Source organism: Rhizobium changzhiense (genome assembly GCF_013087625.1).
Lineage (GTDB): Bacteria > Pseudomonadota > Alphaproteobacteria > Rhizobiales > Rhizobiaceae > Rhizobium > Rhizobium sophorae.
Window position 1 is genome coordinate 120,800 of record NZ_JABFCQ010000005.1, and the last position, 15,050, is coordinate 135,849.

A 15,050-nucleotide genomic window follows, 5' to 3' on the forward strand; every position below is an offset into this window, starting at 1 on the left:
GCTGCATAATCCCGGACGATATGCATCGAGATCTCACCGGACACCGCTGTTCAATGATGCAGGACTCGAATTTTTTCTTGACAGCCACCATCTTCTTTAGCAGAAAACACGATAGTCAGTGTCATGTTTGGAATGAAGACGTGCTTGTCTGCAGCTGCAATTATATAACCGATAAAGAAATTCGGGAGGTTATCACCAACCTTCTCGATGAAGACTGTTGGCAGCTTATCGTGCCTGCGAAGGTCTACCACGCCATGGAAAAACGCGGCCGCTGCTGCGGTTGTTTCCCCAACGTCGTCGACATCATTATCCAGACGACCGAGGAATATCACGCCCGTCGCCACTCGACGGAGACCGAAATATTTGATTTCATGTCCCGCTTGAAACAATTCCATGAGGAAAACAGGAGAGCGGACATTGAAAGGCGACAAAAAGGTCATCGAGCGGCTTAACGAGGCGTTGTTCCTCGAACTCGGTGCGGTCAACCAATACTGGGTTCATTATCGTCTTCTTGAGGACTGGGGCTACACCAAGCTCGCCAAGAAGGAGCGCGCCGAATCCATCGAAGAGATGCACCATGCCGACCGGCTCGTTGCACGCATCATCTTCCTCGAAGGCCATCCCAATCTGCAGACTCTTGCACCTCTGCGCATCGGCCAGAACGTCAAGGAAGTTCTGGAAGCCGATCTTGCCGGCGAGTACGACGCCCGCGCGGCCTACAAAAAGTCGCGCGATATCTGTCATGACGCCGGCGACTACGTTTCCATGAAACTTTTCGAGGAGCTGCTGGCGGACGAGGAAGGTCATATCGACTTCCTCGAAACACAGATCGACCTGCTCGAGAAAATCGGCGAGAGCAAATACGGCCAGCTCAACGCCGATTCCGCCAACGAAGCCGAATAAGGTTCGAACGAGATACCGGCCGCCCATGGCGGCCGGGGTTACCTATCGAATTATCCGCTGCCAGCCACCGCGATCGGCTGCATCAAACCGGGTCGAAACCGGTGCCCCTTATTTCATTTCCATCTGCTGAAATCAAAAACGGACCTGATCAATCGCGATCATGCTGTATCAATCAGTCTTCCGATTGTAGGGCTGCTAGATGCTGGAACTCGGCCACCACCTGGTCGTAGACGCCGCGCTTGAAGGGCACGATCAGCCCCGGCAGTTGCTGCATCGGCTTCCATTCCCAGGCATCGAATTCCGGCTCGTGGCCGCCAGGCGGCGGATTGATAGCGATCTCGCTGTCGTCGCCTTCGAAGCGGAAGGCGAACCAGCGCTGCGTCTGGCCGCGGAATTTCCCCTTCAGCCCGATGCCGATCAGTGCCGGTGGCAGATCATAGTTGATCCAGTCTCTCGCTTCGGCAAGCAGGGTTACCGTCTTGATGCCGGTCTCCTCGTAAAGCTCGCGGTAGGCGGCGTCCAATGGATCCTCGCCCTTGTCGATGCCCCCCTGCGGCATCTGCCAGAGCTGCGGCGAGCCGTCATATTCGGAATTGCCGTCGGAGATGCGCCTTCCCGCCCAGACGAGGCCATCGCGGTTCAGGATCATCACGCCGACGCAGGGGCGGTAGGGCAGATCCTCGGCTTTCACGGTCGCCTGGCTCATCTTCTTCTCCGTTCTGGGATTCCTCTCAAGGATCCCTCTCAAGGATTCTTCTCAAGGATTCCGGGGGTCGTTGGAAAGGGCGGCGACGCCGACGATCTCGATGCCGCGCATCGCGGCCTCCTCGCTCCATTTGGCGATGGCGTCAACGCTCTCATCGAAAGCCGAGGCGACGCCGATCGCCTGGCCGTTCTTGCGGGCGATGCGCTCGAGCTCGTCGAGCTTCTTCAGGACAGCGTTGATATCGAGCTGGCTGTCGAGTTGCAGGTCGGCGAAGGCATAGGCCAGTTCGGTTCCCTTGGCGATCGCAGCCGTCTTCGACTGCGCCGATGTGCCGTCGTCGAGAAACAGCAAGCCGCGCTTGCCGATGTCGCGCATGACAGGTTCCATGGCGGCGGGATCAGACAGGAAACGGCCGCCGAGATAATTCATGACGCCGGTATAGTTGGTGATCTCGCCCATCGCCTTGTGCAGGTTTTCGATGTTCCGCGCGGCCGGCTTCGTGGTCAGCAGCGTTTCGGGGCCTGGATCGTTCGCCGGGTAATCAAAGGGTTCGAGCGGCACCTGGAGAAGGATCTCGTGACCGCCGCGGCGGGCTTCCTGCATCCAGCGCTGCAGGCTGTTGCCGCTTGCGGCAAAAGCGAAGGTGATCTCTTCCGGGAGTTCGGCGATGGCGCGCTGCGTTCCGGTCTGGCTGAGCCCGAGGCCGCTGACGACGATGGCGATGCGGACGCCGCGCGCGCCGGACGAGGGACGCGCATATTGATCCATCGGTCGCCGGCCATCGGGGCCGACGATCGGCAGCCTGCCAAAAGGCGTCTCTTCGAGCAGCGCTTCATTGGGCTGAGCTGCCATGCGCGGATCCTGGCCGATCTGCATGGCGTCGACCAGCACCGGCCCGCCGCCGTCGCGCGGGCGGGGACTGTATTTGGTGACGACCGAGCCGTCGCCGGTGACCATCTGCTCGACATTGGCGCCCGAGCGCGGGTCGGCGCGGGGCATGCCGTCTGCCGCTTGGCCCGTAGTGGCCGTCGGCGGCTGAGGGGCGTTGGCAGGCGGCGTTGCGGCTTGTTCGGCCGCCGGCGGTTTGGTGCGGTCGAGCCCATCGCCGCGAAATGCCGTATAGAGCGAAAAGCCGCCTATCGCAAAAAGGCAAAGGCTGGCGGCGATACGGCCGAGGCGCAGGACGCCTGGGCGCCGGCGGCCGGTTTTGCGGTTGCGGCCCAGAGGCGCATGCAGGTCCGTTCCCAATTTTTTGCCCGCTCCAAAACCGGGAAACAGCAGAAAGGCTCAAGGCTGGGCGAGGTGCCCGGCCTTGAGCTGATCGATTACTTGGCGACGACGGCCTTGTCCGGGTTCGGCGGGAAGGCCGGATCGGTCTTCTTGCCGCGCAGAAGGTCGAGCGCGTAGTTCAGCTGAACGTCGTCCTTCGGGTCCGGCGGCACGTAGGCAACGGAGCCCGAACCTTCGTCGGTTTCGCTCTGACCCTTGATGTGGCCGCGCAGGCTGGATTCGCCTTCGGTCACCATCTTGCCCTGCAGTTCCTCCGGCAGCGGCTCCTCGACCTTGATGTCGGGGGCGATGCCGGTGCCCTGGATCGAGCGGCCCGACGGCGTGTAGTAGAGCGCCGTGGTCAGACGCAGCGCGCCGTTTTCACCGAGCGGGATGATCGTTTGGACGGAGCCCTTGCCGAAGGAGCGCGTGCCGAGAACGGTGGCACGGCGCAGATCCTGAAGAGCGCCGGCGACGATTTCCGATGCGGAAGCCGAACCGCCGTTGATCAGCACGATCACCGGCTTGCCATCCGTCAGGTCGCCCGGGCCGGCATTGAAGCGGCGGGTTTCATCCGGATTGCGGCCGCGGGTCGAAACGACTTCGCCTCGCTGCAACAGGGCATCGGAGACGTTGATCGCCTGGTCGAGCAGGCCGCCCGGATTGAGGCGCAGGTCGAGAACATAACCCTTCAGCTTGTCGGCCGGAACGGTGTCCTTGATCTTCTTGATCGCCTTTTCCATGTCAGGATAGGTCTTCTCGGTGAAGGAGATGATGCGGAGATAACCGACATCGTCCTCGACACGCGACTTGACTGCCTGGACGGCGACGACGTCACGAACGATCGTCAGCTCGATCGGCTTGTCGGCACCCTTGCGGATCAGCGTCAGCTTGATCGGCGTGTTGACGGCGCCGCGCATCTTCTCGACGGCGTCTTCCAGCTTCAGGCCGCGCACGGACTGGCCGTCGATCTCGGAGATGTAGTCGCCGGCGAGAACGCCGGCCTTGGCGGCGGGCGTATCGTCGATCGGGGTAATGACCTTGACGAGTTCGTCTTCCATCGTGACTTCGATGCCGAGGCCGCCGAACTCACCCTTGGTCTGGGTGCGCATGTCCTCGGCGTCCTTCGCATTCATGTAGCTCGAATGCGGATCGAGCGAGGAGAGCATGCCGTTGATGGCGTTCTCGATCAGCTTGTCTTCCGCAGGCGGCGTCACATATTGCGCACGCACACGCTCGAAGACATCTCCGAAAACCGAAAGTTCCTTGTAGGTCGAGGATCCGGCCGCTTCTGCCGGCACACCTGCCGAATAAATGACGCTCATTGCGGTCGCACCCATCAATGCGCCGACCAGAACAAGAGAAGCCCTACGAATCATTGCGTGCCTTTCCAGTGTCTTTGGCGGTCCACCACGGCCGGGAATCGACCGGTTTACCGTCCTTTCGAAATTCAATGTAAAGCGTTGGCCGGTTCGTTTCCAGCGCCAATGCAGTTGCGCTTGCCACTCTTTTCGCGCCCATCACGGCAAGCGGCTCGCCGGAGAAAACGAACTTTCCCTGACGGGTATTGATCGTATCCATTCCCGAGAGAACCAGGTGGTATCCATCGCCCGCGTCGAGGATGATCATCTGGCCGTAACTACGGAATGCGCCGGCGAAAACCACCAGACCATCCGCAGGCGCCGTCACCACTGTCTCTGGATTGGTGGCGACCGTCATTCCCATGGCCTCGTGCCCGGTGCCGTCGGCATCGCCGAACTGGCGCAGGATATCGCCCGTAACGGGCACCTCCAATTTCGCCTTCAATTCTCCGAAGGGATATGCGGGCGCAATGCGGTTTTTATCGGGCACGCCGCTGTCGGCAAGCGCCTTGGCCTGGGCGCGCTGCTCGTCCGTCATAAGCTTGCGGTTCTCCTCGGCCTGACGGGCGGCAGCGGCGGCATCCCGCACCGAAGCGATCTCGGATTCCATCGAGGCGACGAGGCCTTCAAGGCTCGTCGCCTTGCCCGCCAGCTCCTCGGAACGTTTCCTTTCGGCCGCGAGTTCGGCAGCGTTGCTGCGGCTGAGCTTGTCGTTTTCGGCAAGCAGCAGATCCATGCGCCGCTCTTCCTCGATGCCGTTGGTCATCGTCGCGGTCAGCGAGGTCTTCTCGGCAGCGCTTGCGGTCTGCAATGCGGCGAGGCTTGCAAGGTCTGCGGCAAGCTTGTCGGTCTCCTTGCGGATGCCGGGCACGACGGCGCCGAGCAGAATGGCGCTGCGCACCGAGGCGAGCGCATCGTCGGGGGTGACGAGCAAAGCGGGCGGCGGGTTGCGGCCCATGCGCTGGAGCGCTGCCAGCACCTCGGCCAGCAGGCCGCGGCGCTCGTGCAGGGAGCGGCGAATGCCATCCTCCTTGACGCCGAGATCGGCAAGCTTCTTCTCGCTTTCGAGGATCTGTTTTTCGAGCGTCTTGCGGCGGGTAGCTGAATCGATCAGCGCCTGGCGGATGCTTTCCGTGCTCTTTTCGAGATCGGCGATGCCCTGCTGAAGCGCGCTCACCTTGTCGGCGGAGAGGCTGATCGTTTTCGACAGGGTTTCGAGTTCGGCACGGGTCTGGTCACGCTTGGCGGCAAGTTCGGCGGCCGGATCGGGCGGCGGCGGCTCGGCTGCCGGCGGAGGTGCGGCCAGCTCGGTCGAAGGCTGTGCCGCCTCGGGGCCGGCTTCCTGCGCCCGGACGCTGAACGGATTTGCCGACACGACAATCGCCGCCACACCGACACCGGCCGCGATAGCCGGCAGGATCATGCGGTGTCGCCTGGTGGATGCTCTCGTCATGCGTGTTGGGGCACTTTCTCAAATCGCGCGGAGACTAAGCTGATTTGGTGCGCTTTGCCATAACGTTTGCAGGAGAACGGGCTGCCTAGCAAAACACGCCTGCGTGACATTGCGATTGTCGACGCATCGGGGCCGACGCGGCATCAGACGCGATGATAGGGGTGGCCGGAAAGGATGGTGACGGCGCGATAGAGCTGCTCGGCGATCAGTGTGCGTACGAGCTGGTGCGGCCAGGTCATTTTGCCCAGGCACAGCGTGGCGTCGGCACGGTCGTAAAGGGAGGGATCGAGGCCGTCGGCGCCGCCGATCGCGATTGTCAGCTCGCGTTTGCCCTGGTCGCGATAGGAGCCGAGCAGGTTTGCGAAGGCTTCGCTGTCGAGCGCCTTGCCGCGTTCATCGAGAAGAATGAGGATACTGCCATCGGCAAGCGATTTGAGAAGCATCGCCGCCTCTTCGCGCTTGCGGGTCTCCGCATTGGAGGCGCGGCTTTCGCCAACTTCGGCAACACGGGTCAGTTCGAGGCCGACGGCAGGGCCGGCCTTGGCGAAACGGTCGAAATAACGGGCGGCAAGATCCTTTTCCGGGCCGGACTTCAGCCGTCCCACCGCAAAAAGACCTATTCGCATTCATCCGCTCCCGCTCATGCAGCACATCGGGCGCACACCACGCCACCGGCCGGCTTATCTGTTGCCGGCCAGCCAATGCCACGTCTCAGGCGCCGGACAGAATGCCGGCTCGCCTGTCAGTGCCGTGTTTCTTCATCCATATCCGGAGCCGCCCACATCTTTTCGATGTTGTAGAACTCGCGGATTTCGGGCCGGAACACATGCACGATAATGTCACCGGTGTCGATCAGGACCCAATCGCCGCCTTCCTGACCTTCGACGCGGGCCGTACCGAGGCCGTCGTCCTTAAGGTCGGTGAGCAGGTGATCCGAGATCGCCATGACATGCCTGTTCGAGCGGCCGGAGACGACGATCATGTAGTCTCCCAGCGCCGATTTTCCGGCAATGTCGATGGTAACGATATCTTCAGCTTTGGAGTCCTCGAGGCTGGCGAGGACGGTTTCTAGGGCACGGGCGGCGGCATCGGCGCCACGTTCCGCACTCTTCGGGATAACGGCGAGCGTTTTTCCCTTGGCGTGTACTGTTGTCAGTGCTTTCCCTTTCCTGGAATGACAAACTATGCACAACACGAGATCCGATCGAGACCGGATCATGGTTAAGATAGGCATCAAACCATTAATGTTTCAAGACATGCTAAGGTACGGAACGGCCGAAAATCCGATCTGCCCTTCGAATTGAAGTATTTGACTGCTCGGGGCGGCCTTGTGCGGGCGGTGTACAGTTTCCCTGCCGCAGCGTAAAGTGCGGCAAATTCCACGATCTCCAGATTCAATGACCGACTCAGCCGCAAAAACACTCGTGCCCGTCCTGCGAATCAGCTTTCCGGACGAGGATCGCCTCGGCCATGGCAAGATGGAACTGCTGGAGCATATCCGCCAGACCGGATCGATCTCGGCGGCGGGGCGGGCGATGGACATGTCCTATCGGCGGGCATGGCTGCTGGTCAGCGAGATGAACCGGATGTTTAACGAGCAGGTGGTGGAATCGCAGCGCGGCGGGCAAAAGGGCGGCGGCGCGGTGCTGACGCCGTTCGGCGAGGAACTGCTCGACCGTTTCCGTCGGATGGAAAAGACGGTGCGGACCAGCCTTGCGGAGGACCTCGCCTGGCTCGAGGCCAAGCGCAACCTGCAGCAAAGCGAGCGCGGCTGATCAGGCCTCCAGGGCAACCGTCTTGATGACGGCGAAGACCACCCTTCCCGGTCGAAGATCGAGACGCTCGCAGGAGAGCGTCGTGATCCGGGAAAGAACGATATCGCCGCCGCAATCGAGCCGGATTTCCACCGTTCCGTCCTCGGTCGACGATATCCCGTCTATCTTTGCTTCCAGGATATTCAGCGCGCTCAGCCCCTCGGGCCTTGCGGTCGCCAGCATGACATCGCGGGCAGGAATGCGGATGCGGACCGATTTGCCGGGCGCAAGGGCCGCACCCGGAATATGGAGCTGACAGGATTTCAGCGCGACCGTCGATAGACAGTGACGTGCATCGAAGCTCTCCACCGTGCCTTCCAGCAGTGCGCCCGCTTCTCGCCGGTCGGAGGCGGCGGAGGGGCGGCTCAATATGTCGATAGCGGAGCCTGTCGCTTCCACTGTGCCGTCACGCATGACGACGACTTGGTTGGCCAGCCGTGCCACCTCGGCGATCGAGTGGCTGACATAGACGATCGGGATGTCGGTTTCGTCGCGCAATCGCTCCAGATAAGGCAGGATCTCGGCCTTGCGCGCCTCGTCGAGGGCGGCGAGCGGTTCGTCCATCAACAGCAGGCGGGGCGAGGAGAGAAGGGCGCGGCCGATGGCGACGCGCTGCTTCTCGCCGCCGGAGAGTTTCGAGGGGCTACGCTCCAGCAGCGTCTCAATGCCGAGCAGGTCGACGATGCGATCGAAGCTCTCGCCGCGCGCCGTTCTCGCCGCGAACCAGCGGCCATAGAATAGATTGGCGCGAACGCTGAGATGCGGGAAAAGCCGCGCTTCCTGAAAGACATAACCGAAGCGGCGGCGATGTTTCGGGACGAAGATGTCGGTTTCGGTTTCGGTCAAGGCCTCGCCGTCGAGGACGACGCGGCCTTCGTCCGGGCGGGCGAGGCCGGCGATGATGCGGATCATCGAGGTCTTACCGGAGCCGGAGCGGCCGAACAGCGCGGTGACGCCTCGCTCGGAGGTGAAGGCGGCATCGAGCGAAAAGGCGCCGAGCCTCTGTTTTGCCGCGACGATCAGCGTCATTCCGGATCGATCCTCCGGCCGGCAAGACGGGCGAGGAATTCGGAGGCGAGCAGGGCGGCCATGGAAATGACGACCGCGACGAGCGTCAGGCGGAGCGCGCCAGCATCGCCGCCCGGCACCTGGGTGAAGGTATAGATCGCCGCCGACAGCGTCTGGGTTTCGCCCGGAATGTTGGAGACGAAGGTGATCGTCGCACCGAATTCGCCCATCGCCTTGGCGAAGGAAAGGATCATACCGGCGATGATGCCGGGCAGGGTCAGCGGCAGGGTGATCGTCAGGAAGACCCAGACAGGGCCGGCGCCGAGCGTTCCGGCTGCTTCTTCCAGCTTGCGGTCGACCGCCTCGATCGACAGGCGGATGCTGCGCACCATCAGCGGAAAGGCCATGACGGCGCAGGCCAGAGCCGCACCGGTCCATCGGAAGGAGAGAACAATGCCGAAATATTGATCGAGCAGGCTGCCGATCGGACCGCGGCGGCCAAACAGGATGAGGAGAAGAAAACCGGTGACCACCGGAGGCAGGATCAGCGGCAGATGAACGACGCCGTTCAGCACCGACTTGCCCCAGAAGCGGCCGCGGGCAAGCAGCAGTGCGACGAGGATGCCGAAGGGCAGGCTTGCCAGCATGGCGACGATCGAGACGCGCAGGCTGAGCAGGATCGCCGTCCATTCCTCATTGCTCAAGCCCAGAGCGTCCAACAAGCGCCTTTATTCCTCTCAAAAGTGAAGGCTTGCACATGCAAGCCGTTTGTTGCCAAATCTTGCTCTTTACTCGGCGTCATCCTCGGCCTTGTGCCGAGGATCTGCTGCCTCTCCAAAATCGACCGGATGCAGATGCTCGGGACAGGCCCGAGCATGACGATAGAGGAGTTAGCGGTCTTCGTCAGTAGACTGAAACATCGTGATGTGAGCCGCAAGTCAGGCACTGACGTGCAAATCCCGCAATCATTTCAGGCCTCGATCATTTCAGGATGGTGAAACCCTGCGCTGTGAAGAAGGCGGCTGCCTTGTCGGATTTCAGGAAGTCGAGATAGGCTGATGCATCCGGGTTCTTGCTTTCGGCGAGGATGGCGATCGGATAGATGATCGGCGGATGGGAATCGGCGGGGAAGGTGCCGACGATGGCGACACTCTTATCGGCTGCGGCATCCGTCTGGTAGACGATGCCAAAGGGCGCTTCGCCGCGAGAGACGAGGGCCAGGGCGGCGCGCACGCTTTCGGCGCCGGCGACCTTGGTTTCGACCGATTTCCAGACGCCGAGCTTTTCGAGTGCGGCCATGCCGTATTTGCCGGCCGGAACCGATTTCGGCTCACCCATCGCAAGCTTGCCGTCACCCAAAAGCCCGGCGAGGTCGAAGCCCTGCTTGATCTCGACCGGCTTTGCCCCGTCCTTTTCCGCAACGAGCACAATCTTGTTGCCGAGCAGGTTGGAGCGGCTATCGGCCTTGATCAGGTTTTTCTTGGCGACATAATCCATCCAGTCGAGATCGGCCGAGATGAAAATATCGGCGGGTGCCGCGTTTTCGATCTGTTTGGCCAGCGCCCCGCTTGCCGCATAGGAGGTGACGGCTTCCTTGCCGCTTTCCTTTGCCCAGGCGGCATTGGCGGCGTCGAGCGCATCCTTGAGGCTCGCCGCCGCAAAGACGGTGAGTTTTTCGGCTGCGGCGGCAGGCGCTGGAAACGCTGCTGCGCCAAGCCAGAGGGCCAGGATCGCGGCGGTTGCCAGTTTCATCCATCGGCGGCGGTTCTGCATGATTTCTCCCCAGGTTTCGAAATATTGCGACGAATATAACGGGCGAGGCATCTTGGCTAGGGATATATCCAGGAAAATATAACCATATTAGGCCGCCATATACGCAACGACCCATGGTTACGCATTGTTGAAGTGCATGGCTTGAACCGCGGCGTGAGATCCATAGGGTGGAAATACCCGAGCGACAGGTTGGCAAACCGCAAGAACTCCCGGCGGCAGAGAATGCTCCGTCGATTCTGCTAAGAAAAACGGCAATGCCAAAGCCACAAGGCTGCACAGGATTGCACGCGATGCATTGCTGCAATGCACCAATCGATATTCATCTTCCTGCGAAATATGGTACAACACACTCATCGAAACGGCTTCTCCTCCTCCCATAGCCGTTCGGTAGGATCGACAACACTCCTCCTCCCAGTTGTCGATCGAGTTTATAAGCCCGACGGATCTCCTCCCCCGTCGGGCTTTCTCGTTTTCGGGATCTTCTGAAATCAGACTGGTGCATGCGTCTTGCTGGGCGCGCGGCGCTCTATTCGGCGTCGCCGTGCGAAGAGCCGTTGCGGATTGCCGTCGAGCTCAGGCCGGAGCGCGGTCCGTGGATGAAGGTCCAGGCCGGCGCACGTTTCTTCCAGAGAACACGGGCGTCATCCTCGTCGACCCGGGCGAAATCGAAGGTCCTTGTCATTTTCGAGGACAGGAAGGACAGCGTCGCGCCCGGCCGATCGATCACCGCGATCGGGAAGGTGCGGGCAATCTCCTGCCATTTCTGCCATTTGTGAAAGCTCTGCAGGCTGTCTGCGCCCATGATCCAGATGAAATGCACATGCGGATTGCGGGCCTTGACGCGGGCAAGCGTGTTGGCGGTGTAGCTGGTGCCGAGCGTCTGTTCGAAGGCGGTGACCTTGACGCGGGGATCGGCGGCAACACGCTCGCTTTCGGCAATGCGTTCGGCAAGCGGAGCGAGCTGGTTGCGGCTCTTCAGCGGATTGCCCGGGGTGACCATCCACCAGAGTTGGTCGAGGCCAAGCCGCTTGAGGGCGATCTCGGCGACGAGCGCGTGGCCCTGATGCGGCGGATTGAACGAACCGCCGAACAGACCGACGACCATGCCGCGCTCGCTGTGCGGCATGCGGAGATAGCGCCGGTCCACATCCTCATTCGTCACGTCAGGGCCGCGTCTGTCCGGCACCGTGCACCCGATATTTGAAGGAGGTGAGCTGTTCGACGCCGACCGGGCCACGGGCATGCATCTTGCCGGTGGCGATGCCAATTTCCGCACCCATGCCGAACTCGCCGCCATCGGCAAACTGCGTCGAGGCATTATGCAGCAGGATCGCCGAATCGACCTCGGTGAAGAAACGCGCGACGACGTCAGGGTCCTCGGCGATGACCGCCTCGGTGTGGTTCGAGGAATATGTCTGGATATGGGCGATCGCGCCCGATATGCCGTCGACGACGGCAACTGAAATGATCGCATCGAGATATTCGGTCGACCAGTCCTCCTCGGCCGCGGGCTTCATGCCGGGTGCAACCTTCAGCACCGTCGGCGAAGCACGGACCTCGCAGCCGGCCTCTGTCAGAACCTCGAGCAGCGGCGTCAGATGCGTGCCGATCGCAGCACCATCGACGAGCAGGGTTTCGACTGCGCCGCAGATGCCGGTGCGGCGCATCTTGGCGTTGACGATGATCTTTTTCGCCATTTCGATGTCGGCCGAGGCATCGACATAGATATGGCAAAGACCTTCGAGATGGGCAAAAACCGGCACGCGGGCCTCGCTCTGCACGCGGGCAACCAGGCTCTTGCCGCCGCGCGGCACGATGACGTCGATTGCGCCGTCCAGGCCGCGCAGCATGGCGCCGACGGCGGCGCGGTCGGTGACCGGCACGAGCTGGATAGCATGCTCTGGAAGTCCCGCCGCCTTCAGGCCCTCGACCAGGCAGGCATGGATAGCCTGCGATGAACGGCGCGAATCCGAGCCGCAACGCAGGATGACGGCATTGCCCGCCTTGAGGCAGAGGGCGCCGGCATCGGCGGTGACGTTCGGCCGGCTTTCGAAGATCACGCCGATGACGCCGAGCGGCGTACGGACGCGCTCGATCTTCAGGCCGTTCGGCCGGTCCCAGGCAGCGATGACTTCGCCGACCGGATCGGAAAGGGCGGCGATGGCGCGGATTCCCTCGGCCATTTCGGCGATGCGCTTGTCGTTCAGCGTCAGCCGGTCGACGAAGGAAGCGAGCATCTCGGTGCCTTCGATGTCCTTCAGGTCCTTGGCGTTCTCGGCAAGAATCTGCGCCTTGTTCGCCAGGATCGCATCGGCCATGGCATTCAGCGCGCTGTTCTTCGCCTCGGTGGACGCAAAGCCCAGCGGTCGTGCGGCAGCCTTTGCTTTGCGGCCGATGTCGTTCATCAGCAGGTCAATGTCAGGGCCCGGCGCAACGGTATCAAGCATAGCTCGCGTCCTTCTTCTGCCTTTCCGATTTTGATCCGATCTGCGCGGTCATCACCATGTCGTCGCGATGGACCATGGCGGCGCGCCCGGCATAACCGAGAATGGCCTCGATCTCCGCCGACTTGCGGCCGGCAATGCGACGGGCGTCGTCGGCATCGTAGCTTACCAGACCGCGGGCGATCTCGCGGCCGGCCGGGCCGATGATCGCCACCGTATCGCCGCGGCTGAAGAGGCCAGAAACGCTGCGCACGCCGGCCGGAAGCAGGCTCTTGCCGGCACCGAGGGCGACGACGGCGCCGTCGTCGACATGCAGTTCGCCGGCCGGCTGCAGCTGCCCGGCAATCCAGGTCTTGCGGGCGGTAACGGGTGTGCCCGACGGCGCGAACCAGGAGGAACGCGCGCCGTTTTCGATTGCCGACAGAGGGTTGTCGGTCTTGCCGGAGGTGATGATCATGGCGCAGCCTGATGCCGTCGCAATCTTGCCGGCATCGATCTTGGTGCGCATGCCGCCGCGCGAGAGTTCGGAGGCCGCACCTCCGGCCATCGCCTCGATCTCCGGGGTGATTGCGGCAATCGTTTCCAGGAACGTCGCGTTCGGGTCGAGATGCGGCGGCGCGGTGTAGAGGCCGTCGATGTCGGAGAGAAGGATGAGCAGATCGGCACCGGTCATCGTCGCGACGCGGGCGGCCAGCCGGTCGTTGTCGCCATAGCGGATCTCGCTGGTGGCGACGGTGTCGTTCTCGTTGATGATCGGCACGGCGCCGATCTTCAAAAGCTGATTGATGGTGGCGCGCGCATTGAGATAACGGCGGCGCTCCTCGGTATCGCCGAGCGTCAGCAGGATCTGGCCGGCGACGATCTCGTCGCGCGACAGGCTTTCCGACCAGGCGCGCGCCAGCGCGATCTGGCCGACGGCCGCCGCCGCCTGGCTTTCCTCCAGCTTCAGCGGACCTGACGGCAGGTCGAGCACCGAGCGGCCGAGCGCGATTGCGCCCGAGGAGACGACGAGCACATCGATGCCCTTGGCCTTCAGGCCGGAGATATCGGCGCACATGGCATCAAGCCAGGCTTTCTTCAGCCCGGCCTTGCGGTCGACGAGAAGCGCGGATCCGATCTTGATGACGATGCGGCGGTAGCGGCCAAGCGGCTTACGGCTGGTCATCGTCCTCGTCCCCACCCTTGTCCTGGCCCTCATCGGTGACGACCATGTCGCGATGGCGCAGCTTCGGCACCTTGGCCGGCTTCTCCTCGGTATTGGCTTCGACGATGATGTCGCGCAGCGCACGCAGCACCTCGGTCATGCCCCTGCCGGTGACGGCCGAAATCTGGAACGGCGTCTTGCCGCAGGCCTTGGCCAATTCCTTGGTCTTCTTCTTCAGTTCGGCATCATCGAGCACGTCGATCTGTGACAGCGCCACGATCTCGGCCTTGTCGGTCAGATCGTTTCCATAGGCTTCGAGTTCGTGCTTGACCGTCTTATACGCCTTGCCGACCTTTTCCTCCTGGGCGGAGATGAGGTGGAGCAGCACGCGGGTGCGCTCGACATGGCCGAGGAAACGGTCACCTATGCCGACCCCTTCATGGGCGCCTTCGATTAGGCCCGGAATGTCGGCAAGGATGAATTCGCGCTCGTCGATGGTGGCGACGCCAAGATTGGGATGCAGCGTGGTGAAGGGATAGTTGGCGATCTTCGGCCGGGCGCGGGTGACGGCAGCCAGGAAGGTCGACTTGCCGGCATTGGGCAGGCCGACGAGGCCGGCATCGGCAATCAGCTTCAGGCGCAGCCAGATGGTTTTTTCCTCGCCAGGCAGACCGGGATTGGCCCAATCCGGCGCCTGGTTGGTCGAAGTTTTGAAATGGGCGTTGCCGAAGCCGCCATTGCCGCCATGGGCGAGGCAGTAACGCTGGCCTTCGACGGTCAGGTCGCAGATCAGCGTTTCCTGATCTTCCTCGAAGATCTGGGTGCCCACGGGAACCTTCAACGTCACGTCGCTTCCATTGGCGCCGGTGCGATTCCTGCCCATGCCATGGGTGCCGATCGTCGCCTTGAAATGCTGCTGATAGCGGAAATCGATCAGCGTGTTCAGGCCGTTGACGGCCTCGACCCAGACGTCGCCGCCGCGTCCGCCATCACCGCCATCCGGGCCGCCGAACTCAATGAATTTCTCGCGTCGGAAGGAAACGCTGCCGCCGCCGCCGTCCCCGGACTTGATATAGACCTTTGCTTCGTCGAGAAATTTCATTTTACTTCCAATATTCAGTGGCAGTTGGACGGCCCGTCTTGGCCCATTCGATATAGGCGGTTCCGACGGAGGT

General features: G+C 62.1%; 16 protein-coding genes. 3 read left to right on the top strand and 13 right to left on the bottom strand.

What is annotated here, in order from left to right; all coding sequences use genetic code 11:
• Positions 1-53 precede the first annotated feature (53 nt).
• On the top strand, positions 54-452 hold the full coding sequence (locus G9X68_RS32070) for a (2Fe-2S)-binding protein (RefSeq protein WP_240603957.1): 399 nt from the start codon (positions 54-56) through the stop codon (positions 450-452).
• Positions 418-903: a bacterioferritin gene (gene bfr, locus G9X68_RS23460; protein ID WP_003543950.1), complete on the top strand. Its 486-nt coding sequence runs from the start codon at positions 418-420 to the stop codon at positions 901-903. The genes G9X68_RS32070 and bfr overlap by 35 nt, the downstream gene beginning before the upstream one ends.
• Positions 904-1,075: 172 nt before the next feature.
• On the opposite strand, the gene G9X68_RS23465 is transcribed toward bfr, so the two are convergent.
• The 6 genes from G9X68_RS23465 to rsfS form a co-directional block, all read right to left on the bottom strand.
• Entirely contained in the window at positions 1,076-1,609 is a 534-nt protein-coding gene (locus G9X68_RS23465) for an RNA pyrophosphohydrolase (RefSeq protein ID WP_171604443.1), read from the bottom strand.
• A gap of 51 nt (positions 1,610-1,660) precedes the next feature.
• Complete coding sequence (locus G9X68_RS23470; protein WP_171604444.1) at positions 1,661-2,857, bottom strand: divergent polysaccharide deacetylase family protein; 1,197 nt, start codon at positions 2,855-2,857, stop codon at positions 1,661-1,663.
• A 77-nt stretch (positions 2,858-2,934) separates the two neighbouring features.
• Positions 2,935-4,257 (bottom strand): S41 family peptidase, encoded by a 1,323-nt coding sequence (locus G9X68_RS23475; RefSeq protein WP_065281649.1) that lies wholly within the window; start codon positions 4,255-4,257, stop codon positions 2,935-2,937.
• On the bottom strand, positions 4,247-5,662 hold the full coding sequence (locus G9X68_RS23480; protein WP_171604445.1) for a murein hydrolase activator EnvC family protein: 1,416 nt from the start codon (positions 5,660-5,662) through the stop codon (positions 4,247-4,249). Before G9X68_RS23480 ends, G9X68_RS23475 begins: the two co-directional genes overlap by 11 nt.
• 173 nt (positions 5,663-5,835) lie before the next feature.
• A complete protein-coding gene (gene rlmH / locus G9X68_RS23485; protein ID WP_112905560.1) occupies positions 5,836-6,318 on the bottom strand; it encodes a 23S rRNA (pseudouridine(1915)-N(3))-methyltransferase RlmH in 483 nt (160 codons plus the stop codon).
• A gap of 116 nt (positions 6,319-6,434) precedes the next feature.
• Entirely contained in the window at positions 6,435-6,878 is a 444-nt protein-coding gene (rsfS, locus tag G9X68_RS23490; protein ID WP_032984631.1) for a ribosome silencing factor, read from the bottom strand.
• 211 nt (positions 6,879-7,089) lie between these two features.
• On the opposite strand from rsfS, the gene G9X68_RS23495 reads away from it, so the two are divergent.
• Positions 7,090-7,467: a winged helix-turn-helix domain-containing protein gene (locus G9X68_RS23495; RefSeq protein ID WP_171604446.1), complete on the top strand. Its 378-nt coding sequence runs from the start codon at positions 7,090-7,092 to the stop codon at positions 7,465-7,467.
• Here G9X68_RS23495 and modC read toward each other — a convergent pair whose 3' ends face one another.
• From modC to obgE, 7 genes are all read right to left on the bottom strand, one after another.
• Complete coding sequence (gene modC, locus G9X68_RS23500; RefSeq protein WP_171604447.1) at positions 7,468-8,535, bottom strand: molybdenum ABC transporter ATP-binding protein; 1,068 nt, start codon at positions 8,533-8,535, stop codon at positions 7,468-7,470. It abuts the gene before it with no gap.
• Positions 8,532-9,233, bottom strand: coding sequence for a molybdate ABC transporter permease subunit (gene modB / locus G9X68_RS23505; RefSeq protein ID WP_138332029.1), 702 nt, complete (start codon positions 9,231-9,233; stop codon positions 8,532-8,534). Before modB ends, modC begins: the two co-directional genes overlap by 4 nt.
• A gap of 262 nt (positions 9,234-9,495) precedes the next feature.
• Positions 9,496-10,287 (bottom strand): molybdate ABC transporter substrate-binding protein, encoded by a 792-nt coding sequence (modA, locus tag G9X68_RS23510; RefSeq protein WP_171604448.1) that lies wholly within the window; start codon positions 10,285-10,287, stop codon positions 9,496-9,498.
• A 526-nt stretch (positions 10,288-10,813) separates the two neighbouring features.
• Positions 10,814-11,413 (bottom strand): nicotinate-nucleotide adenylyltransferase, encoded by a 600-nt coding sequence (locus tag G9X68_RS23515; RefSeq protein WP_244956245.1) that lies wholly within the window; start codon positions 11,411-11,413, stop codon positions 10,814-10,816.
• A 37-nt stretch (positions 11,414-11,450) separates the two neighbouring features.
• On the bottom strand, positions 11,451-12,734 hold the full coding sequence (locus G9X68_RS23520) for a glutamate-5-semialdehyde dehydrogenase (protein ID WP_171604450.1): 1,284 nt from the start codon (positions 12,732-12,734) through the stop codon (positions 11,451-11,453).
• Complete coding sequence (gene proB, locus G9X68_RS23525) at positions 12,727-13,896, bottom strand: glutamate 5-kinase (protein WP_171604451.1); 1,170 nt, start codon at positions 13,894-13,896, stop codon at positions 12,727-12,729. The genes G9X68_RS23520 and proB overlap by 8 nt, the downstream gene beginning before the upstream one ends.
• Complete coding sequence (gene obgE, locus G9X68_RS23530) at positions 13,883-14,977, bottom strand: GTPase ObgE (RefSeq protein ID WP_171604452.1); 1,095 nt, start codon at positions 14,975-14,977, stop codon at positions 13,883-13,885. The genes proB and obgE overlap by 14 nt, the downstream gene beginning before the upstream one ends.
• Positions 14,978-15,050 lie beyond the last annotated feature (73 nt).

Coding starts and splice junctions, on each gene's coding strand:
- G9X68_RS32070 (WP_240603957.1), top strand. CDS start 54: ATGATGCAGGACTCGAATTTTTTCTTGACAGCCACCATCTTCTTTAGC.
- G9X68_RS23465 (WP_171604443.1), bottom strand. CDS start 1,609: ATGAGCCAGGCGACCGTGAAAGCCGAGGATCTGCCCTACCGCCCCTGC.
- G9X68_RS23475 (WP_065281649.1), bottom strand. CDS start 4,257: ATGATTCGTAGGGCTTCTCTTGTTCTGGTCGGCGCATTGATGGGTGCG.
- G9X68_RS23480 (WP_171604445.1), bottom strand. CDS start 5,662: ATGATCCTGCCGGCTATCGCGGCCGGTGTCGGTGTGGCGGCGATTGTC.
- rlmH (WP_112905560.1), bottom strand. CDS start 6,318: ATGCGAATAGGTCTTTTTGCGGTGGGACGGCTGAAGTCCGGCCCGGAA.
- G9X68_RS23495 (WP_171604446.1), top strand. CDS start 7,090: ATGACCGACTCAGCCGCAAAAACACTCGTGCCCGTCCTGCGAATCAGC.
- modC (WP_171604447.1), bottom strand. CDS start 8,535: ATGACGCTGATCGTCGCGGCAAAACAGAGGCTCGGCGCCTTTTCGCTC.
- modA (WP_171604448.1), bottom strand. CDS start 10,287: ATGCAGAACCGCCGCCGATGGATGAAACTGGCAACCGCCGCGATCCTG.
- G9X68_RS23515 (WP_244956245.1), bottom strand. CDS start 11,413: ATGCCGCACAGCGAGCGCGGCATGGTCGTCGGTCTGTTCGGCGGTTCG.
- G9X68_RS23520 (WP_171604450.1), bottom strand. CDS start 12,734: ATGCTTGATACCGTTGCGCCGGGCCCTGACATTGACCTGCTGATGAAC.
- proB (WP_171604451.1), bottom strand. CDS start 13,896: ATGACCAGCCGTAAGCCGCTTGGCCGCTACCGCCGCATCGTCATCAAG.
- obgE (WP_171604452.1), bottom strand. CDS start 14,977: ATGAAATTTCTCGACGAAGCAAAGGTCTATATCAAGTCCGGGGACGGC.